Raw genomic sequence first — 19,672 nt, forward strand, 5'->3', positions numbered from 1 at the left:
ATGAATATCAAATTAGAAGAAAAAAATATATTTTTAAATTTAGACAGCGTTAGCAAGGAAGAAGCCATCATAAGAGCAGGTGAAGAACTAGTACAACTTGGTTGTGTAGATAAGGAATATATAGACTATATGCTTGAAAGAGAAAAGCTAGCAACAACCTACATGGGCCTTGGTATAGCCATTCCTCACGGTATAAACGAAGCTAAAAAAACCATCCACAAGTCTGGCCTAGTTTTCCTTCAATATCCTAATGGAGTAGATTTTGATGGAGAAAAAGCTTATCTTGTAATAGGTATAGCTGGAAAAGGTGATGAGCACCTAGAAGTATTATCAAGTGTAGCAATTAAAATCAGCGAAGAGCTAACAGAAAAACTTAAAAATACAACAAATAAACAAGACTTTTTAGATGAATTTGGAGAGTAAAATGACAAAAGCAATACAATTTGGAGCAGGAAATATAGGTAGGGGCTTTATCGGCTACCTCCTAAAAAATGCAGGTTACGACCTAGTTTTCGCAGACGTATTTGATAATGTAATAGACCTAATAAACAAAGAAAAGGCCTACACAATCCATGTAAAAGATGTAGAAAATGAAGATATAAAAGTAGAAGGTATATCAGCTGTAAACTCAACAAGAGATGAAATTGTAGATGAAATAGCCGATGCAGCTATAATTACAACTGCAGTTGGACCTCTAAACCTAGTTAAAATTGCAGGAAAAATCGCAAGTGGAATAGAAAAAAGATTTGAAGCAGATTCTGATAAGTATTTAAATATCATAGCTTGTGAAAATGCCATAAAGGCAAGTGAATCCCTAAAGGGCTATGTTTATGAAAAGCTTGATGATGAGGCCAAAGCCTACGCTGACAAGTATGTAGGCTTTCCAAACTGTTCAGTAGACAGGATAGTACCACCATCTAAAAATGAAAATCCACTAGATGTAACAGTTGAAAATTACTATGAATGGAATGTAGAAGAAGCTGGCTTTAAGGGAGAAATTCCTCAAATTGAAGGAATGAACCTCGTAGGAAATCTTGAAGCCTATATCGAAAGAAAACTCTTCACCCTAAACACAGGCCATGCCTCTACAGCTTATTTAGGAAGCCTAAAAGCTTATGGAACAATCGACGAATCTATAAATGATCCTGAAATAGAAGACCAAGTAAGAAAAATCATGCAAGAATCAGGCGAGGCCCTAATAGCAAAATTTGGCTTCAATAAGGAAGACCATTTTGCCTATATAGAAAAAATCATCAAGAGATTTAAAAATCCTTACCTAAAGGACGATGTAAAAAGAGTAGGCAGGGAGCCAATAAGAAAGCTATCAGTTAATGAAAGATTTGTAAAACCAATCAATACTGCTCTAGAATACAAGCTTCCAGTAGATAATCTTTTAGTAGGCCTAGCTGCAGCCCTAAACTTTAGAAATAATGAAGATGGCCAAGCAGTAGAGCTTGAAAAAGACATAGAGAATCTTGGCCTAGAAAAAACAGTAGAAAAAATAACTGAAATAAAAGATGAGAAAATAATAGAAAAAATTAAAGAAATCTATGAGAAACTAAATAAATAGTTTTTTCAAAATCTAATAACAAAGAAAACCAGCTTGAAGAGCTTTTTGAAGCTTATCAAGCTGGTTTTTCTTTGGAAATTTTATTTTTCTAAAATAAGCTTAAGTACATTTTCCTTATCGTCTATAATTTTAAACCCCAAATCCTGGTGGATTTTCAAGGCAATAGCACGTTCTTTTTCAAAATTATTGGCAAGAGCCCTTATAGAATCAAAGGAAAAAGCTTTTTTGATTAGAAGCCTAAGACCAATTTTTCCGTAGCCCTGGCCCCTAAATTCGTCCTCAATCACAATTCCTATATCCCTTGTATAAGGGTTAAGTTTTGAAGGATGAAAATTCACATCACCTACAAAGACCTTTAAATCTTGGTCATAAATATAGGCGTAAAAATATTCGCCAGGATTAGTAAAATAAAGGTCATACCATTTTTCCCAATAAGCCTGGTCATGAGTAATAGTGCCAGTTTCCTTATCATAGCCAGGAAAATCCAAATTATAGCCCTTGTTGTAGGCCATGGTTTTAGAATCTTTTAGGAGATTTTTCGCAAAGTCTAATTCCTTTTCTTTTGGTTGATATAATTTAATATTTTTCATTATTTATAATTTACCAGCTTATTAAGATTATATATTATAAAATGAATTATAGTATACTCTCAAAATCACGTTTCGAGTAAAGAATCCTCCTGACTTCCATAATGTCTCCTATAACTACATAGAAAATAGTATAATTCTTAACATAAATCCTGTAATAAGGATAAACTCTATGTTTTTTGGAATTGAAGGGAGCGAAAATCAATGGGGTTTCTAGCCTTTTATCGATAGCATTTTCAATTTCATCAACCAGTCTATAAGTAGAAGCTGGATTTTGTAAGTTTGAAGAAATATAGCTAGTGATTGCTAATAGATCTTCTTGGAAAAGTGGCAAGAAGCTTAGTTTATAAGTTTTCTTCTGCATTTATACTTTCTCGGACTTTAGAAAAAACTTCATCTTTATTTAGGCGCTTGCTAGAAATAGCGGCTTGCTTGTCAGCCTCGTCAAGTTTAACTTCAATCTCATTTGTAAGAGCAGAATATTGGTCTATACTCATTAGAACCATTGTTCCATAACCATTTTTTGTTAAAAAAACTGGTGAATTTGAATTTATAACAGTCTCTTCTATCTCAGGAAATTTATTCCTCAAATCTGTTACTGGTCGAATGTTTATCATAAAAAAGCCTCCTTTATATCATTATTATATCATTATTATATCATTATTATATCTCTATTCAATGAAAATTTTATTGAAAAATAAATGAAGTGAGCTACACCAATCTTGTAGGCTATGGTGGCAGGATCTTTTAGGAGATTTTTGGCAAAGTCTAATTCCCTTTCTTTTGGGATGTATAAGTTGATATTTTTCATTTTTTATTTTCGCATACAAAAAGTAGGTGGTTAGTAGCACCGAGACTTTCTGGGTCCTTGCAGTGGCTTAGGTGCCAATCTAGGTAATTTTTAAAGGATTCTTCAGTCATTTCCTCAAGCTTATTACTCAAAACTTCTGCATAACCATCGCTTGCTATTATTTCTTTTATTTTTATATCCGCTTCTTCAATCATTTTTTTAGCTTCATTGACCTTAAAAAATACAAAGGGCCTATCAATTAACCTTTGTTTTTCACTATCATAGCTAGGTCCTGAAAAAATATCTGTATTGAAGTTTATAGTTTCACTAATTAAAACCATATCGTGGTTTATAAAGGAAATTAAGATATGACCAGTATCCTTGCAGATTCTTTTGGCTTCTTTTAGGACATCCTTCCTGTCTTTTTCATTAGAGAGATGGTACATAGGACCAAAGATTAGGACTAGGTCAAAATAATTATCTTCCAAGTCTTTAAGGTCAAAAGATGACTTATTATAGGCCCTTATATTTGAGAAATCCTTAGCCTTCGCCTCTAAGGCCTTAAAATTTGAGCTAGCTGGCTCAAAGGCAATGACTTCTTTAACCTTATGGGCAAGGGGGATTGTATAAACACCTGTACCAGCCCCGATATCAAGGACTTTGGAATCTATATTAATTAATTTATTAATCTCCCTTTGGGTAATAATTTTCTCAACCAGGCCAGTTCTCGACTTAAGTCGAGCTTCTTCGTCAAAAAGTTTATAAAGCTCTTCGTTTCTTTCTAAATCATCATCGATTTTTAAAATTTTTTCCATATCCATGAAATCCTCCATTTATATGACTATACTCCGAAATTGAATATGAAGTGGTTGAACTTGAAAAAATGGCGGAATTATTATATAATAATTTTAAGAGAAGCTACCTCTTATCCATCAAAAAAGCCGCAAAGCTTTCAAACTTTGTGAAACAAAGTTAAATATTTTGTTCCCATGAGGGCATCGAAAAAAGAGGAGCGGCAACTCCTCTTTTTTCATTCCTTATTTCTTTTTTCTTTCCAAATTTCAAAAAGAATATTAGATAATAAGGGTAAAACAAAGTTTGAGCATACTATAAGAAGTAGCTCTAATATTTTGCTCCCCATGGGCAATCACCCCCTTTCTATCGGGGATAATTATATTATATCATAAAAATATCTTACAATAAAAAACATCCGAGACCAATGCCTCGGATGTTTGATACTTGGTGGAAAATAGGGGACTTGAACCCCTGACCTCTTGGCTGCCAGCCAAGCGCTCTCCCAGCTGAGCTAATTCCCCAAATATAGATTTATTATACCACAGAAGAAATTTAAAAGCCACCCAAATGGATGGCTTTTTGACTTAGTGAAATTACTATTAGTTATTTCCTTTGTCTTTTGATTCTGTTTCTTTTTCTACTTTTTGTTCAGCTGCATCTTTAGCTGCATCTTTTGCTTCATCTTCAGCTTTGTCAGCATCTTCTTGAGCATCTTTTGCTTCTTCTACTTTGTCTTCAGCTTTTTCTTCTGCTGGAGCTTCTGTTTTAGTAGTTGTTTCTGTTGGTTCTTCAGCTTTCTTGTCTGCTGAGTTTCCACATGCTGTTAGTACTAAAGATAGAGCTAGTAGTGATAGTAATTTTTTCATTTGTACCCTCCTAAATTTTTTTGTGTACCCATTCTCCTTTGTTGAATCTGTATCTTAAACTTACAAACCTTGATGCTTGGTCAGATAGGATACCAATCCAGATACCAGCTAGTCCTAAGTTTAGTATGTTAACACAGATAAGAGTTACTATTGATCTGATCAATGTAACAGATACTAGTGCAACTCCTAAGGTATATTTTACATCACCTGCGGCTCTTAAGCAACCCCCATAGATGATTTGTGATATTTGTATGAGGTTGATAAATATCAAGAACCTTGAAATTTCAACGCCCATGTCAAGTAAATGTTCTTTATTAAAAAATATAGAAAATATGTTTCTTCCGAAAAATATCAATATTGCAGATATTATAAGTGATGCTAAAAATCCTATTTGCTGGCAGGTTTTGCCGTATTTTTTAGCTTCTTCTTTTAGACCAGCACCGAGAGCATTTCCTGTTAGGGCTATGGCTGCTACTTGCATACCATCTCCTAGGGAAAATGATATGGATAGGAAATTCATTCCGACATTATGGGCTGCAAAGGCATCTGTTCCAAGTTTTGCAGCTGTTATTGCTGTTACTAAGAATCCTACCCTGGCTGATACATTTTCTATGAAGATATTTACTGCTAGGTTTTTGATTTCTTTTGCAATTTCTAATGAAAATTTAAATTTACTTTTTATTATTTGGCTAAAGTTCATATAAGAAGTCTTTGAAAATAGACTTATTATACACATTATGGATGCTACGACTGTTCCCAAAACTGTGGCAAGGGCTGCACCGGCTACTCCCATTTTTGGAAATCCAAATTTACCATTTATGAGTAGGAAGTTAAATCCAATATTTACAAAGGATGATACAAGGTTTGAAAAGAAGGCTATCCTTGTATTGCCACATCCCCTGTGGGCAGCATTTATTAGCATTGATAGGCAGTTAAAGAACATTCCTACCATGGTTATGATGTAATACTGGTAGGCTAGGTCGTGGGTATCTGTATTTGATCCAGCAAATTTAAGGATTGGATCTGCCAGAGGAATCATGATTAGGTCTACTACTATTACAAAAAATATCATTATATAGAGTGCTGTTGTAAGGGTTTCATTTGCCTTAAATCTCTTGCCTTCTCCTTGCCTACGGGCTACAAGTGCTGATACAGATGCATTTATGGAGAAGAAAACTGATAGGGCTATAAATTTTGGCTGGGTAACAAGTCCTATCGCTGATATGGCTGATGGTCCCATGCTTGATACCATGAAGGTATCTATCATACCTGCTATGGAAATAAATAAAAACTCAAGAACAGCTGGCCAGGCTATTTCAAGAGATTTTTTGAAATAGGCTTTATCTGCTATTTGCATTTTCCTATCCCTTTATAAGTGTGAGGTATTTTTCAATATTTACCTCGCTTGCACCAGGTTTATCTTTATCATTGGCCCTTAAAATTTTGATTATATCCTGGCAAGTCTTATCAATTGCAGCTTCTGAGTCATAATTTTTCAATTTATAGCCTATGAAAAGTCCATCGAACAAATCTCCAGACCCACCGACCTTGAGGTCTTGCTTGTCAAAATAGATTGTGAATTCATTTTTGCCATAGACTTTGACACAATCCTTATCTTCATCCTTACTAGAAGTTATAATCAATTCTTTCTTATTATCTTTAAAAGAATCTATATCAAGGTCTAAAAACTTTGCTTCTGTTTCATTTGGAATTACAATGTCAGCCAGGTCTAGAAGGGACTTGTAATTTTCAATTTTTCCATCATCAAGACCTGGATAGAGACTACCATCATCTCCCATTATTGGGTCTAGGATGATTGTTGTTTCATAGTCTAGATTTTCTAGAAAATCTCTTATTAGGTCTCTTTGGTCCTTATCATCTATGTAGCCTATAAAAATTGTATCAAACTTAAAGCCAAGCCTTGTCCAATTATCTAGGCAATCTTTGATGTAGCTATTCGTATTTAAAAATGCATTTCCGCTTAGAGAAAAGTTATTTGCAATCATTGCTGTTGGTAACAAAAAAACTTCCACATCCATATAGGCTAGGACTGATGCCATTAGTCTTGCAGCAATCTTACCTTTGGATACGAAGTCATTTAAAATTAAAACATTCTTCATTTAAACTCCTTATTATCTTTATATATATCTTATGAACTTTAACAATATTGTCAAATATAAGAGAAAAATAATTGGATTAGGGTATAATGACCATATGAACGAGAAGAAAAAATTATTGCTTAAAAAAGTAAAAGAGAATAAATATGTCAGGAAGACTAAAAAGGGGATAGGCAGCCTTATATTCTCAAGAACTGGTCTTTTTGCCTTCTTGATTATCAGTCAGATTTTTATAATTTATGGACTTTATAGGCACTTTGCTATTGATGAATACTGGTTATTGGGAGGTTCTTCTGTAATTAGCTTTGTGATGATGATCCTTATCCTAAATCTAGATGATATGAATCCTTACATGAAGCTATCCTGGTCGCTTTTTATCTTTGTGGCCCCTACTTTTGCCTTGGTTGCTTTTTTGATGGCTCACTTTAGGATTGGCTATAGAAAAATACATAGGAGGGTCTTAGAAATTGAGGCAGATGCAAGCAAAAATCACCACAAGGCCATGACCAAGGAAGCCATCGAAAATACTGAAGATAAGAGGTTTATTAACCTTACATCCTATCTTAAAAATACAGGAGGTTTTCCAGTTTACAATCAAACCAGGTCTTTTTATTATAAGCTTGGCGATGACATGTTTAAGGATATGATCAAGGATATAAGGAAGGCCGAGAAATTTATCTTTATGGAGTTTTTCATCCTAGATTATGGCTATATGTGGGGAACTATCCTTGAAGAACTGGTCAAAAAGGTCAATCAAGGGGTTGAGGTAAGACTTCTTATAGATGGGTCAAATCTTATTACCAGGCTGCACAGTGATTTTGAAAGCGAGATGGAAGACTTTGGTATCAAATTCAGGGTCTTTTCCAAGATGTATCCAATTGTCTCAACCTACCTAAATAACAGGGACCACAGGAAAGTTATGGTTGTTGATGGAAAGTGGGCCTATACTGGAGGAATCAACCTTGCTGATGAATATATAAACAAGTATGAAAGGTTCGGCCATTGGAAGGACTGCGGTCTTAGACTTGAAGGCCAGGGAGTAGATGCCCTTACCAATTTGTTTTTGACCATGTGGAATGCAGCAAATCCTGAAAGAGTAGTTGAAGATTATAATCAATACCTAGTGGCTAAGCCAATCGAAAGCCACGATGGATATTATGTGGCCTTTTCTGACAATCCTACCGATGATGAGAGGCTTAGCCAAAATATTTTCCTAGATATGGTTAATAATGCCAGAGATTATATTTATGCCATGACACCTTATTTTATCGTAGATAATGAAGTAGTATCAGGCCTTCAAGCAGCAGCAAAAAAGGGTGTAGATGTGAGAATTTGCATACCTCACATACCTGATAAAAAGATTGCCTTTAGCCTAGCTAAGACTCATTATGCGGAACTTATAAAGTGCGGGGTAAAAATTTATGAATACACCCCAGGTTTTGTCCACTCCAAAACTTGGCTTGCCGATGGAAAAATTGGCATGGTTGGGACAATCAACCTTGACTACAGGGCTCTTTTCCAAAACTTTGAGTGCGGAGTCCTGATTTATAAATCTAAGTCCCTTGAGACAATAAAAGAAGATTTTGATGAATTTTTTGAAGTTAGTCAACTTGTCACAGAAGAAGATATTGAAAATATAAAATTAAGAACAAGGTTAGCAGGTGCACTCCTAAAGCCATTTGCTCCTTTGATGTAAGTCCTAAGCTAGTCTTAGGGCTTTTCTTCTTGACAAAAATTAAGAAAGCTTATATAATTATTATATGATGTATGGTGGATAACCAAACAATAAGGAGTTAAGATGTTTAAGCTAGATACAAGCTCTGACAGTCCTCTTTATATGCAAATAGTTGATCAAACAAAGATAGCCATTGCAAGTGGCATCTTTAGAAATGGCGATAAGTTCCCGTCAGTAAGAGACTTATCAAAAGAGCTTTTGATCAATCAGACCACAGTTTCCAAGGCATTTAAGGAGCTAGCTAGTCAGGGGATTATTGAAAGTAAGCCGGGCATAGGCACAATTATCAAGTTAGATGATAAGAAGATTAATCTAGAAAAGGAAGACTTTTTTAGAAAACTAGAAGAAGATATATCCCAGGCGATTTTTTTGCAGGTGACTAAGGAAGAGATTATATCCCTTTATGAGAAAGTTAGAGGTGAGATAGATGATGTTTAAGGTTTCTAATATCACAAAGACCTTTGGCAAAAACAAGGTCTTAGAAGATGTAAGCTTTGACCTAAAGCCAGGTACTATCACAGGCATAGTAGGCAGAAATGGGTCAGGCAAGACCACCCTTCTTAAAATCCTCTGCGGGATTTATAGGGCAGACTCTGGGAAATTCAGCCTAGATGGGAAAGAACTTGCAGATGATCCAAAACTAATTTATCACATAGGATTTTTGCCAGATAGGTTTGACTACTTTTCTTTTTATAAGGCAAAGGATGTGCCAGATTTTTATAAGATAATTTATGAAAAATTTGATAGCGACTATTTCTTTTGCCAGCTTAATAAAAATGAAATTGATCCAAATCAAAATATTAGAAATTTCTCCAAGGGTCAGAAAAATCTCCTAGGCCTAATCACAATTTTGGCAAGTGGGGCTGATATAATCCTTGTCGATGAGGTCCTTGATGGGATGGATGTCCTAAATAAAAAGCTAATCCTCTCCTACCTCTTAGATGCCAAGGAAGCTGGCAGGACAGTTCTTGCCTCAAGCCACGAGCTAGATTATTTAGCTGGAATATGTGAAGAAATCCTCTACCTATCAAAGGATGGTAAGCTCAAAAACACAAGCCAAGACACTAAAAATATCAGAAAGGTTCAAGTAGTAGTTAAGGACAAACTCCCACAGACCTTGGCAGACAATGCCGTGATAATCTCATCCCTTGGCAGGGTCAAGGTAATTTTGATCAAGGCTGATGATAAGCTCTTAAGCGAATATTTATCAGATGATCAGATTGTCCAATACGACATTCTAGGTCTAAATATAGAAGATTACTTCTACATGGAAGCAGGAGGGAAAATATGAGAGATTTTAAGAAACTATTAAAAATATCCTGGAAAAGATATGCTATTTGGCTTATCCTCTTAGGATTTTTCCTAACTCTTTCAAATGTCCTTGGAGTAAAACAAAATATAGATTGGAATAAAAGACGACTCCATTCTAGCCTTATGCAAATTGAAAGATACATGGGAAAGGAAAATGAACATCGGGACGATGGAAAAATCGATGAAAAATATCTAGAAGATAGCAAAAAACTTGCTGAAGAATTTGCTGAAAAATACAAGCTTTCTAGAGACATGGATAGGAAGTTAAGTGAAGATGAATATGAAAAGATGGACAAAAATGGAATCCTTGATAAGTATTATGCCTACGATGATTTTGTAAATATCGTAGAAGCATATAAGGATAATAAATTCCAGGCTGTAGATAATCTAACAATTACTATGAGTTTTACTATAGCTTTTATTTTCATCCTAGCCATGGCACTGACATCAATAGAAGAATCCCTCAACTATTACGACTTTACAAGGATGATGCCTTGGTCAAAGAAAAAGGAATTTATCATGAAGATAGGCATTTGCCTAGTCTTTGGCCTTGGCCTATTTGCCATAAATTCTGCCATAGTTTGCGGACTTGTTAAAAGCTCGGTCTTTTCTGAAATTGCTAGCTTTGAAGGATTTGGGACTTTCATTTTAAAATCAATCCTATCTCTTATATCTACGAGCTTAGTTGGCGTTTCCCTAGGCCTATTAGCAGGCAACTTCTTAGGTCATGTGGGACTTTCAGTAATTGCCATAGGCTTTATAGAATGGTTTAAGTTTATAGTATTCTCCTTTATGGCAGTATTTAGTGAAGGCCTTGCAACTAGGGCAAATGATAGCTTTTATGCCTTTAAAAAGACTCTAAGTCCAGCCAGTCAAGTCTTTCTATCCTTAACTAATGTTAACTTTGAAAAGACATCATCCGTGTGGGCAGGTTTAGTTGTAGCCTTAATAATAGGGGTAGCCTCCTATTTTCTAATAGGCAAGTCATCTGCAGAAAGATCAGGTTACATGGTCAAAAATAAGGTGATTTCAAATATTTGCAAGTGGTCTGGCATCCTAAGCCTCACATCATTAATTTTTATGATAACAACAGGCATCTTAAGCACTGATGTAACAAATATTTTTATAAATATCATAGCCTACGCCCTTTCCCTCTTGATATCTTACAAGTTATTTGATATCCTATTTAAGATAAGACTTAAATTTTAGGAGTGAATAATGGCAAAAGATAGATTAACATGGAATGAATATTTTATGAGGTTGGCAGAAACTGTAGCCATGCGAGGAACTTGTGATAGGGCCTATGTGGGTTGTGTTATAGTAAATGGTGAAAATAGGATAGTTTCCACAGGCTATAATGGGTCAATTAAGGGAAATAGCCACTGCGATGAAATAGGCCACACCATGAGAGATGGCCACTGCATAGCCACAATCCACGCTGAGATGAACGCCCTTTTGTATTGTGCTAAGGAAGGCATAGCTGTAAATAATTGTATTTGCTATGTGACCCATTTTCCTTGCCTAAATTGCACCAAGTCCCTCATCCAGGCAGGCATAAAGAAAATTTATTACAGAAATGCCTATCGTGTGGATGACTATGCGGTAGAGCTTTTAGAGAAAAATAATATAGAATATATAAAGATAGAAGATGATGAAGCTAATAGCATCTGACTTTGATGGGACGATCTTAATAGACGAGTCCATAAGTAAAAACGATATAAAAGCCATAAGAGATTTCCAAAATGCTGGAAATCTTTTTGGCCTTGTAACAGGCAGGTCCTACCACAATCTTTTCCCTCTTATTGAAGGAAAAATAGCTCCTGATTATATAATAGCCAACAACGGCGGCCATATCCTAGTAAGGCTCAATGACATCTACAAAGAGATTTTTAAATCTGTAATAAAAAAGCCAGCTGCCCAAAAATTTATCGACCTATATGCAAAAAATTATGAGGTAACAATCTTTACCGAAGATAGGAAGCTTTATGATTTAGAAGATGTAGATAAGGACATCATGGCCCTAGCTATTTATACAGAAGACCAAGTAGAAAATCATTTGGAAAAAATCTTTGATTTTCATTATTCAATCGGGGTAGTGGATGTAGTAAATAGAGGAATTGATAAGCAGAAGGGTATAGATATAATAAAGGACTATTATAAATACCAAGATGAAGTCTACGCCATAGGCGATGATTACAATGACATAGTATTTTTAAAAGCTACCAGCAAATCCTACACCCTTTCTTATGTAACAAACCCTTATGTAAATAAAGTTTGTAAGCATAGGGTGGAATCGATTGCGGACTTAATCAAGGAGGTCATATGAAATATACAGAAGATGGCAGACAATATCACATAGGACTAAAGGAAGGCGATGTAGGAAGCTATGTAATCCTGCCAGGAGATCCTAAAAGAAGCGAAAAAATCGCCCAATACTTCGATAATCCAGTCAAAGTAGGCGACAATCGTGAATATATAACCTACACCGGCTACCTAGATGGGGTCAAGGTCTCAGTTACATCCACAGGTATAGGTGGTCCATCAGCAGCCATAGCCCTAGAAGAGCTAAGCAAAATAGGAGCTCATACCTTTATTAGAGTAGGCACATGCGGTGGAATAGACTTAGATGTCAAAAGTGGAGACCTAGTCATAGGACAGGCAGCAATCAGGGCAGAAGGCACCAGCAAGGAATATGCCCCAATAGAATTTCCAGCAGTAGCAGATTTTGAAATAACATCAGCCCTTAAGGAAAGCGCCAATAAAATGGGCCTAACAAGCCATGTGGGAGTAGTCCAGTGCAAGGATTCTTTTTATGGCCAACATGAAGCAGACCTCATGCCAGTCTCTTACGATCTCACCAACAAGTGGGAAGCCTGGAAAAGACTAGGAACCCTAGCAAGCGAAATGGAATCAGCAGCCCTCTTTACAGTAGGAAGCTTCCTAAAAGTAAGAGTAGGATCTTGCTTCTTGGTAGTAGCCAACCAGGAAAGAGAAAAAAAGGGTCTGGACAATCCAGTAGTCCACGACACAGACCTAGCTATAAGGCTTGGAATAGAGGCTCTTAGAAAATTAATAAAAGAAGATAAGTAAGGATAACCGCTAGAAATAGCGGTTTTTTCTATGGTTAAAAATATTTTCTAACTTTAAAATTAAAGAAAGACTTGATATACAAGTTTCAATAGACTTTATTAAATTATATTAAATTGTTTTTTGACAATCAAAAATTATGTCTTATAATATTCTTATAAACGTTTTCAAAAAGGAGGTATTATGACAAATAAACTTAGGAAGTTTATGAAAACTTTTATAATTAGTTTGGTATTATTACTAGGCTTGGGACCTTATTCAAACACTTATACCCAAGCAAGCGAAAGTCAGGCTTCCACTACTATCAAAATCTATTACGATAGAGAAGACCCTAGTGGTTGGGATGTATGGCTCTGGGCTGATGGAGTAGATGGAGCAGCCCATGCCTTTGATAAGAAGGATGATAAGGGCGCTTATGCTGAAATCACCATCGACAAGGCACTAAAAGAAGTAAATTATATCGTAAGAAAATCCGATTGGTCAAAAAGGGAACCATCAGACGATAAAGATGGAAAGAGGGTTCTTCCTATCACAGATTCTTATGGTGAAGTTTTCGTCAAACACCAAGTGGAAGATGAAAAAGAAGAAAAGCCAAAAGAAGAAAAAGACGATAAAAAACAAGCTAAAAGAACAGTAAGCGTAACAGTCCATTTCGATAAGAAGGATGGTGGCTGGAGCCTATGGCTATGGCCAAAAGATGGCGAAGGCAAGGACTATCCATTTACAGGCGAAGATGAAAACGGCAAATATGCAGAAATTGACATAAAAACCGACAAGAACTCCCTAGGATTTTTAGTAAAGGATAAGGACTGGAATAAGGATATCGGTGACGATAGGTATATAGATATAAGTCAAGGAACAGAAATTTGGCTTAAATCTAAGGACCCAACAATATATTATGACAATCCTTATGGCGAAGCAAAATCTTATGATAAGCTAGAGGCAAGCGTATCTTATAGAAGATATGATATGTCAACTGATGATATTTGGGCAATCAAATATTGGAATAACAAAGATGAAGCTAATCCAAAAATCCAAAAGCTAGCTAAAGATGGTAAATATTACACGGCAAATATTGCTAGCCAAGGATCAGAGATAAACAAACTCTTATTTACCCTAGTTAAACTTGATAATGAAGGCAAAGTCTTATACCAGGATGGAGATGTCAGAGAAATCAAGAGATTTGATGATGCTGGTAAGGCAGAAGTTTATGTATTGCAAGATGCTCCAAGAGTATTTTATGACAAGACCCTAGTAGATGAAGATGTTAGGGTAGAAAAGGCAAATGTAGATAGTTATAGAGAAATAAATGTAAGTCTAAATAAAGCCGTAAATATAAAGGAAATGCTTGATCATGGTTATGATTTTATAACAAATTCTGGCCTAAGCAAGGATGATATAGAAGCAATAAGCTCAAAAGATTCAAATAATATAAGCAACAAGATAAATATTAAATTCAAAAAAGATCTAGAACTAGACAAGAACTACGAATTTATTTTCTACCTAGACACTGCAAAAAATATTAAATTAAATGCAAAGGCAATCCTTGCCAATATAGTAGCAGATAAGAAATTTGACAAAGCTTACGCATATGATGGTGAGCTTGGTGCCATATATTCAAAAGAAGCAACAACATTTAAGCTTTGGGCTCCAACAGCAAGTGGTGTAGACCTAGTAATCTTTGGAGCTGACGGAGAAGCGAAAATCAAGATGGAAAAAGAAGATAGGGGAGTTTATTCATACACACTTGCAGGTGACCAAGATAAGACAGTCTACATGTATGATATCCACTTCAAAGATGGTTCTGTAAATAGGGTAGTAGACCCATATGCAAAATCAACAACCATCAACGGTGAAAAAGGTGTAGTAGTAAACCCACAAGTGTCAATGGTTGAAAGACCAGCAAATAAATATGTCAAAAACCCAATAATATATGAACTTCACGTAAGAGATTTATCAAACCAAGAATACTCAGGAATAAAACATAGGGGCCAATTCTTAGGTCTAACAGAAACAGGTACAAAGACACCAAATGGATTTAAGACAGGACTAGACTATATAGCAGATTTAGGAGTAAGCCATATCCAACTTCTACCAATCTATGACTATAGCAAGAATTCTGTAAATGAGAAAAATCCAATGGATAAATACAACTGGGGCTACGATCCAGTAAACTACGACACACCTGAAGGAGCCTATTCAACAGATCCAAATAATCCATATGCTAGGATAGAAGAACTCCAAAAAGCAGTAGATGCCATCCATAAAAAGGACATGGGCGTCATCATGGATGTAGTATACAACCACGTATTTTCTCTAGGAGAACACAGCTTTAATAAGATAGTGCCAGGTTACTATTTTAGGTTTGATGAAAATGGCAACCCACACAATGGTACAGGAGTAGGAAACGAAACAGCATCTGAAAGAAAGATGATGAGTAAATTCATAGTCGATTCTGTAAAATATTGGGCTAAGACCTATAAGCTAGATGGCTTTAGATTTGACCTAATGGGAATACTTGACTTTCACACAATGAATACCCTTGTAAAAGAACTAAAGGAAATAAACCCAGACATAGTAATCCTAGGAGAAGGATGGGATATGGGCAATCTTCCAAAAGACTTAAGGGCAACCCAAGTAAACTCAGATAAGATGCCACATGTAGGAACTTTCAATGACGACCTAAGAGATGGAGTCAAGGGCTCAGCCTTTAATGGAAATGCTACTGGCTTTGTAAATGGTGAAAAAGGAGTAGAAGAAAAGCTATTCTCATCAATAAAGACAGTTAGACAAATTAATGGCAAAAATTACGACAATCCTCAACAGCTCATCCAATACACAGAAGCTCACGACAATAAGACAGTCTTTGATAAGATAAAAGAACTTCATCCAAACGAAGATGATGCTACAACCCTAAAGAGACAAAGACTAGCAACAGTAATTCCTCTACTCTCACAGGGCAGACCATTCATCCACGCAGGTCAAGAATTTGCAAGAACAAAGGGAGGAAATGAAAATTCCTACAATGCTCCTGCAGAAGTCAACGAACTAGATTGGAAAAGAGCAGAAGAATACAAAGACAACATCGAATACATCAAAGAAGTAATAGCAATTAGGAAAAACGAACCACTATTCCACTCAACAAGCTTTGACCAAGTCGATGCTAGAGTTAAGAAGATAATAGCAAGCGACGGACTAATAGCCTACAGCCTAAGCCAAGGAGACAAGGACCTATATATCGGACATAATAGTGAAGATTCTGCAAAAGAATTCAATCTTCCAAATGGCAAATACAAGGTCCTAATCAAAGCTGATAAGGCAAACCATAAGGGACTTGAAACTATAGAAGTAAAAGATGGCAAAATAGCGGTAGATCCAATGTCAACCTTAATGCTAGAGAAATTAGAGGATACAAAAAATCCAGAAGAAACCAAAAAACCAGAAGATAATAAGAAACCAAGTAAAAATGATGATTACTTCAATTTTGCTTATCTAAACAAAAAACTAAATAAAAAAGATAAGCCTTGCAAGATGAATGTTAAAGTTAGAAAACAATATTACGAGCTAAAGAAAGCCTACCATAGGAATCTAGTAATATCAAAATCTGCAAAATATTTATTGGAAAATGCTCCAAAAACAGTAAGACCAGTAAAAGGCAAGCTAGAAAAACAACTAGTACTTGCAGAAAGTTTAAGAGATCAGGCTCTTAAATATTTAACAGAGCTAGAAAATTGCTACGAATAGAAATATTGATTTTTCAAGCCGAAAAAGAAAGACCGCTAGAAATAGCGGTTTTTTCTTTTAGAATTTTTTAATATATCAAATAGAATTGACAAGTGTTATAAACTGTTATATACTGTTATAGAGGAGAGGGGAAGAAATTGAAAATTATTATTAAAAATGGGTCGCCAGTTCCTATTTATGAACAGATTAAAAATGCCATTAGGGATGAGATTTTAAAGGACAATGTAAAAGCAGGAGACAAACTGCCTTCTGTTAGGGCTCTTGCCCGTGAGCTTTCTATTTCGATTTTAACTGTCAAAAAGGCCTACGATGAGCTTGAAGATGAAGGATTTATAGAAAGTCGCCAAGGACTTGGGACCTTTGTAGGCAAGGAAGACCCAAATTTAAGGCTTGAGGAAAAGCAGAAAAAACTCGAGGAGTCTTTACTTTCTGCTATTAGGATTTCAAAAGATATTGAAATGGAAAAGAATGATTTATTTGAACTTTTAGCGTATTTATATGAAGGAGATTTTAATGACTGACAAAATTCTGGCAAAAAATCTTGCCAAAGATTATGACAAATTTAAACTCGGACCAAATAACTTTGCCATTAAAAAAGGCCTTGTAACTGGCTTTATAGGCAAAAACGGGATGGGAAAGACAACCACCATCAAAGCCCTTTTGTCTCTTATAAATTACGATGGGGAAATTTTCCTAGATGGTAAAAAAATTAATGATTTGTCTTATCTTCAAGACGTGGGTCTTGTCATGGACGATTCATTTTTGGGCAAGGACTGGACCTTGGATTTAGTTGACCAAGCTATGGATGTTGGTTATAAGAATTGGGATGCAAAGGTCTATTATGGATATCTTGATAAGTTTGGCCTAGAAAAGGAGAAAAAAGTTTGTGAATTATCAAGGGGAATGAAGATAAAACTCATGCTTGCCATCGCCCTTTCACATAATGCTAAAATCCTAATCCTAGATGAGCCAACAAGCGGGCTTGACCCTGCTATGAGAGATGAACTAGTGGATATGATTTTGGACTATATGGAAAATGAAGATCATACAGTCCTATTTTCTACTCACATCACCCAAGACCTTGACAGGATTGCTGATTATATTATCTTTATAGACCAAGGGAAAATCATCTTTGAAGGCAGTAAGGATGAGCTCTATGACAAATTTTTGCTTATAAAGGGTGGTCTTGATGATTTTGAAAAAATAAAAAACCTTAAAATTTATGGACAAAAGAAGACTAAAGTTAATTTTGAGGCCCTAATCCTAAGAGAAGATTACAAAGAAGATGAGGCCTTAGTGGCAGAAGTGCCTAGTATTGATCAAATAATGATTTATTATGGGAGGATTTAATGAATATAAAGAAGCAAATTAAACTGGATATAATCTCAATGAAACCCTATTATACTTTGAAAAATTTAATCATACTATTAGGTATAAGTCTTTTTTATTCCTTTATTAATAAAACTCCTGTAGTAATGTTATCAATGACATTGACTTTTGCTGTAATGTTTTCAGCTACTCCATTTTTGCTAGGAGAAAATTCTGGTGTTGATGCCCTATATAAGATTTTTTCCATAGATAGCAAAGAGGTAGTTATTGGTAGGTATATCTTAGCTGGTCTGATTTTTATAGTGGCTAGTCTACTTGGCTTTTCAATCTATGCTATAGTTTCTCTAATAAATAATATACAATTAGACCTAGATATGATGATGTATTTAGGAATGAACTTTGTTTTATTTGGGATAATTATTTCTTTCCAGTATCCGATGTTTTTTAAATCTGGCTATACTAAAGCAAAGACTTTTGGATTTTTACCAATACTTATAATTGGAATCTTAGGTATGCTTGTAGGATATTTTATAAAAGATTTTAACCCAATCCTTAACTTTGTATTAGAAAATCAAAGGATGATTATAGTTGGACTTTTTATCCTAGTTGCCCTTTTTCTTATAATTTCAATTATACTTTCCATCAAATTTTACAAGCAAAGAGATTTTTAAATCATAAAAGACCCTAGCAAGCCTTGGACTAATCTCCAAGACCTGCTGGGGTCATATTTTTTTCTTCTACTAAGATTTCATAAGTCTTATATTTTTTTATTTTACTTATGTTATTGCAAAGTGCGATTGTTAGCACTTATTCTATTATTTCAATATCCACTAGTGGGAGGATGTCTATTATTTGATCTCTTGTTGGGAGGTCTAGGACTCTGGCTGTAGCAGATGCTGCTGCTACTGCTACCATGTAGGATTCTATTGGGTCATTATCCCTTACTATGGTTCCTATAAAGCCGCCTATCATGGCATCTCTACAGGCTACTGTGTTTATGATTTCGCTATCATCTTCTACTGGTGCTGCTGCGTATACTCCGTCGTTTGTAAAGAACATTGATCCTTCTGAACCATATGAGATTATTACATATTTTGCTCCCATTTTGATTAGTTCCTTACCATAAGGGATGTAGTCCATCTTATCTTCGATTTTGACATTAAAGATCGCCTCTATGTCTTCTCCGTTTGGTTTTACAAGGAGAGGTCCCCTTTTTACCATGTTTAGAAGGTATTGGCTTGGTACGTCTGCTACAAAGTAGGCACCGTTGGCCTTAGCTATTTCTACCATCCTATCGTAGATGTCGCTATCTTCGCCATTTTCCATTGGTGGAACTGATCCACCAAAGATTATGGTATCGCCTTCTCTTACTCTGGATAGGTAATAAAGAAGCTCTTCGACTTCTTCTGATGAGATGGTTGGACCTTGGAAGTTTATTACTGTTTCTTCTAAGTCTTCAAAAATTTTGATATTGATTCTGTTATTTTCTTTTATATCTACAAAGTCTGCTAGGATGTCTTCCTTGCTTAGCCAGTCTTTGATAAATAGGCCTTGGTAGCCGCCAGTGAAGCCTGTGGCTGTGGTTGGTATTCTAATTTGTGATAGGATTCTTGATACGTTTATTGCCTTACCACCCGGTAGGGTTCTTTCTGTTTTTATGTTGTTGTTGTAGCCTGGGTGTAGCTTATCTACCTCTACATAGAGGTCTATAGATGGGTTTAGGGTTACTGTATAAATCATT

22 protein-coding genes and 1 tRNA gene are annotated in these 19,672 nt (G+C 35.5%); 13 read left to right on the forward strand and 10 right to left on the reverse strand.

Annotated features, from left to right (window positions below):
• Together C8269_RS10495 and C8269_RS10500 are read left to right on the forward strand one after the other, a co-directional pair.
• Positions 1-423, forward strand: a complete 423-nt coding sequence (locus tag C8269_RS10495; protein ID WP_106461767.1) for a PTS sugar transporter subunit IIA — start codon at positions 1-3, stop codon at positions 421-423.
• Between the two features lies 1 nt (position 424).
• Positions 425-1,570: a mannitol-1-phosphate 5-dehydrogenase gene (locus tag C8269_RS10500; protein ID WP_106461769.1), complete on the forward strand. Its 1,146-nt coding sequence runs from the start codon at positions 425-427 to the stop codon at positions 1,568-1,570.
• An 80-nt stretch (positions 1,571-1,650) separates the two neighbouring features.
• Here C8269_RS10500 and C8269_RS10505 read toward each other — a convergent pair whose 3' ends face one another.
• The 9 genes from C8269_RS10505 to C8269_RS10545 form a co-directional block, all read right to left on the reverse strand.
• The gene (locus C8269_RS10505) at positions 1,651-2,160 is read right to left on the reverse strand and encodes a GNAT family N-acetyltransferase (protein ID WP_106461771.1); all 510 of its coding nucleotides are present in this window, start codon (positions 2,158-2,160) and stop codon (positions 1,651-1,653) included.
• A gap of 46 nt (positions 2,161-2,206) precedes the next feature.
• On the reverse strand, positions 2,207-2,521 hold the full coding sequence (locus tag C8269_RS10510; RefSeq protein ID WP_106461773.1) for a type II toxin-antitoxin system RelE/ParE family toxin: 315 nt from the start codon (positions 2,519-2,521) through the stop codon (positions 2,207-2,209).
• Positions 2,502-2,774, reverse strand: a complete 273-nt coding sequence (locus C8269_RS10515) for a type II toxin-antitoxin system Phd/YefM family antitoxin (protein ID WP_106461775.1) — start codon at positions 2,772-2,774, stop codon at positions 2,502-2,504. The genes C8269_RS10510 and C8269_RS10515 overlap by 20 nt, the downstream gene beginning before the upstream one ends.
• 35 nt (positions 2,775-2,809) lie before the next feature.
• The gene (locus tag C8269_RS11035; RefSeq protein ID WP_234025885.1) at positions 2,810-2,968 is read right to left on the reverse strand and encodes a hypothetical protein; all 159 of its coding nucleotides are present in this window, start codon (positions 2,966-2,968) and stop codon (positions 2,810-2,812) included.
• A complete protein-coding gene (locus C8269_RS10525; RefSeq protein WP_234025886.1) occupies positions 2,965-3,768 on the reverse strand; it encodes a class I SAM-dependent methyltransferase in 804 nt (267 codons plus the stop codon). Before C8269_RS10525 ends, C8269_RS11035 begins: the two co-directional genes overlap by 4 nt.
• Positions 3,769-4,187: 419 nt before the next feature.
• Positions 4,188-4,263: transfer RNA gene (locus C8269_RS10530), tRNA-Ala, on the reverse strand.
• Positions 4,264-4,341: 78 nt separating this feature from the next.
• A complete protein-coding gene (locus C8269_RS10535; RefSeq protein WP_106461777.1) occupies positions 4,342-4,608 on the reverse strand; it encodes a hypothetical protein in 267 nt (88 codons plus the stop codon).
• Positions 4,609-4,618: 10 nt separating this feature from the next.
• Positions 4,619-5,959 (reverse strand): MATE family efflux transporter, encoded by a 1,341-nt coding sequence (locus C8269_RS10540; protein ID WP_410035887.1) that lies wholly within the window; start codon positions 5,957-5,959, stop codon positions 4,619-4,621.
• A 10-nt stretch (positions 5,960-5,969) separates the two neighbouring features.
• A complete protein-coding gene (locus C8269_RS10545) occupies positions 5,970-6,728 on the reverse strand; it encodes a bifunctional hydroxymethylpyrimidine kinase/phosphomethylpyrimidine kinase (protein ID WP_106461780.1) in 759 nt (252 codons plus the stop codon).
• A gap of 94 nt (positions 6,729-6,822) precedes the next feature.
• Between C8269_RS10545 and cls the strand changes: the two genes are divergently transcribed.
• The 11 genes from cls to C8269_RS10600 all read left to right on the forward strand — a co-directional run bounded on the left by cls (position 6,823) and on the right by C8269_RS10600 (position 18,602).
• Positions 6,823-8,421 (forward strand): cardiolipin synthase, encoded by a 1,599-nt coding sequence (cls, locus tag C8269_RS10550; protein WP_106461782.1) that lies wholly within the window; start codon positions 6,823-6,825, stop codon positions 8,419-8,421.
• 102 nt (positions 8,422-8,523) lie between these two features.
• Positions 8,524-8,898, forward strand: coding sequence for a GntR family transcriptional regulator (locus C8269_RS10555; RefSeq protein WP_106461784.1), 375 nt, complete (start codon positions 8,524-8,526; stop codon positions 8,896-8,898).
• On the forward strand, positions 8,888-9,751 hold the full coding sequence (locus C8269_RS10560) for an ATP-binding cassette domain-containing protein (protein WP_106461786.1): 864 nt from the start codon (positions 8,888-8,890) through the stop codon (positions 9,749-9,751). The genes C8269_RS10555 and C8269_RS10560 overlap by 11 nt, the downstream gene beginning before the upstream one ends.
• On the forward strand, positions 9,748-10,980 hold the full coding sequence (locus C8269_RS10565) for a hypothetical protein (protein WP_106461787.1): 1,233 nt from the start codon (positions 9,748-9,750) through the stop codon (positions 10,978-10,980). Before C8269_RS10560 ends, C8269_RS10565 begins: the two co-directional genes overlap by 4 nt.
• Positions 10,981-10,989: 9 nt before the next feature.
• Positions 10,990-11,442, forward strand: coding sequence for a deoxycytidylate deaminase (locus C8269_RS10570; protein WP_106461788.1), 453 nt, complete (start codon positions 10,990-10,992; stop codon positions 11,440-11,442).
• Positions 11,420-12,097, forward strand: a complete 678-nt coding sequence (locus C8269_RS10575) for an HAD family hydrolase (RefSeq protein ID WP_234025887.1) — start codon at positions 11,420-11,422, stop codon at positions 12,095-12,097. The genes C8269_RS10570 and C8269_RS10575 overlap by 23 nt, the downstream gene beginning before the upstream one ends.
• The gene (gene udp, locus C8269_RS10580) at positions 12,094-12,861 is read left to right on the forward strand and encodes a uridine phosphorylase (RefSeq protein WP_106461789.1); all 768 of its coding nucleotides are present in this window, start codon (positions 12,094-12,096) and stop codon (positions 12,859-12,861) included. Before C8269_RS10575 ends, udp begins: the two co-directional genes overlap by 4 nt.
• Before the next feature lie 180 nt (positions 12,862-13,041).
• Complete coding sequence (gene pulA, locus C8269_RS10585) at positions 13,042-16,602, forward strand: type I pullulanase (RefSeq protein WP_106461790.1); 3,561 nt, start codon at positions 13,042-13,044, stop codon at positions 16,600-16,602.
• Positions 16,603-16,739: 137 nt separating this feature from the next.
• A complete protein-coding gene (locus C8269_RS10590; RefSeq protein ID WP_106461791.1) occupies positions 16,740-17,123 on the forward strand; it encodes a GntR family transcriptional regulator in 384 nt (127 codons plus the stop codon).
• Positions 17,116-17,952, forward strand: a complete 837-nt coding sequence (locus C8269_RS10595; RefSeq protein WP_106461792.1) for an ABC transporter ATP-binding protein — start codon at positions 17,116-17,118, stop codon at positions 17,950-17,952. Before C8269_RS10590 ends, C8269_RS10595 begins: the two co-directional genes overlap by 8 nt.
• Entirely contained in the window at positions 17,952-18,602 is a 651-nt protein-coding gene (locus C8269_RS10600) for an ABC-2 transporter permease (RefSeq protein ID WP_106461793.1), read from the forward strand. The genes C8269_RS10595 and C8269_RS10600 overlap by 1 nt, the downstream gene beginning before the upstream one ends.
• A gap of 136 nt (positions 18,603-18,738) precedes the next feature.
• Here the strand turns inward: C8269_RS10600 and C8269_RS10605 are convergent, their stop codons facing one another.
• On the reverse strand, positions 18,739-19,671 hold the full coding sequence (locus tag C8269_RS10605) for a 1-phosphofructokinase family hexose kinase (RefSeq protein ID WP_106461827.1): 933 nt from the start codon (positions 19,669-19,671) through the stop codon (positions 18,739-18,741).
• Position 19,672: the final 1 nt, after the last annotated feature.

The organism is Anaerococcus sp. Marseille-P3915 (assembly GCF_900258475.1).
In the GTDB taxonomy this organism is placed as follows: Bacteria; Bacillota; Clostridia; order Tissierellales; family Peptoniphilaceae; genus Anaerococcus; species Anaerococcus kampingae.

Bases quoted from the DNA above. Each gene is read 5' to 3' on its own strand.
- C8269_RS10495 (WP_106461767.1), top strand. From the start codon at position 1: ATGAATATCAAATTAGAAGAAAAAAATATATTTTTAAATTTAGACAGC.
- C8269_RS10500 (WP_106461769.1), top strand. From the start codon at position 425: ATGACAAAAGCAATACAATTTGGAGCAGGAAATATAGGTAGGGGCTTT.
- C8269_RS10505 (WP_106461771.1), bottom strand. From the start codon at position 2,160: ATGAAAAATATTAAATTATATCAACCAAAAGAAAAGGAATTAGACTTT.
- C8269_RS10510 (WP_106461773.1), bottom strand. From the start codon at position 2,521: ATGCAGAAGAAAACTTATAAACTAAGCTTCTTGCCACTTTTCCAAGAA.
- C8269_RS10515 (WP_106461775.1), bottom strand. From the start codon at position 2,774: ATGATAAACATTCGACCAGTAACAGATTTGAGGAATAAATTTCCTGAG.
- C8269_RS11035 (WP_234025885.1), bottom strand. From the start codon at position 2,968: ATGAAAAATATCAACTTATACATCCCAAAAGAAAGGGAATTAGACTTT.
- C8269_RS10525 (WP_234025886.1), bottom strand. From the start codon at position 3,768: ATGGATATGGAAAAAATTTTAAAAATCGATGATGATTTAGAAAGAAAC.
- C8269_RS10535 (WP_106461777.1), bottom strand. From the start codon at position 4,608: ATGAAAAAATTACTATCACTACTAGCTCTATCTTTAGTACTAACAGCA.
- C8269_RS10545 (WP_106461780.1), bottom strand. From the start codon at position 6,728: ATGAAGAATGTTTTAATTTTAAATGACTTCGTATCCAAAGGTAAGATT.
- cls (WP_106461782.1), top strand. From the start codon at position 6,823: ATGAACGAGAAGAAAAAATTATTGCTTAAAAAAGTAAAAGAGAATAAA.
- C8269_RS10555 (WP_106461784.1), top strand. From the start codon at position 8,524: ATGTTTAAGCTAGATACAAGCTCTGACAGTCCTCTTTATATGCAAATA.
- C8269_RS10560 (WP_106461786.1), top strand. From the start codon at position 8,888: ATGATGTTTAAGGTTTCTAATATCACAAAGACCTTTGGCAAAAACAAG.
- C8269_RS10565 (WP_106461787.1), top strand. From the start codon at position 9,748: ATGAGAGATTTTAAGAAACTATTAAAAATATCCTGGAAAAGATATGCT.
- C8269_RS10570 (WP_106461788.1), top strand. From the start codon at position 10,990: ATGGCAAAAGATAGATTAACATGGAATGAATATTTTATGAGGTTGGCA.
- C8269_RS10575 (WP_234025887.1), top strand. From the start codon at position 11,420: ATGATGAAGCTAATAGCATCTGACTTTGATGGGACGATCTTAATAGAC.
- udp (WP_106461789.1), top strand. From the start codon at position 12,094: ATGAAATATACAGAAGATGGCAGACAATATCACATAGGACTAAAGGAA.
- pulA (WP_106461790.1), top strand. From the start codon at position 13,042: ATGACAAATAAACTTAGGAAGTTTATGAAAACTTTTATAATTAGTTTG.
- C8269_RS10595 (WP_106461792.1), top strand. From the start codon at position 17,116: ATGACTGACAAAATTCTGGCAAAAAATCTTGCCAAAGATTATGACAAA.
- C8269_RS10600 (WP_106461793.1), top strand. From the start codon at position 17,952: ATGAATATAAAGAAGCAAATTAAACTGGATATAATCTCAATGAAACCC.
- C8269_RS10605 (WP_106461827.1), bottom strand. From the start codon at position 19,671: ATGATTTATACAGTAACCCTAAACCCATCTATAGACCTCTATGTAGAG.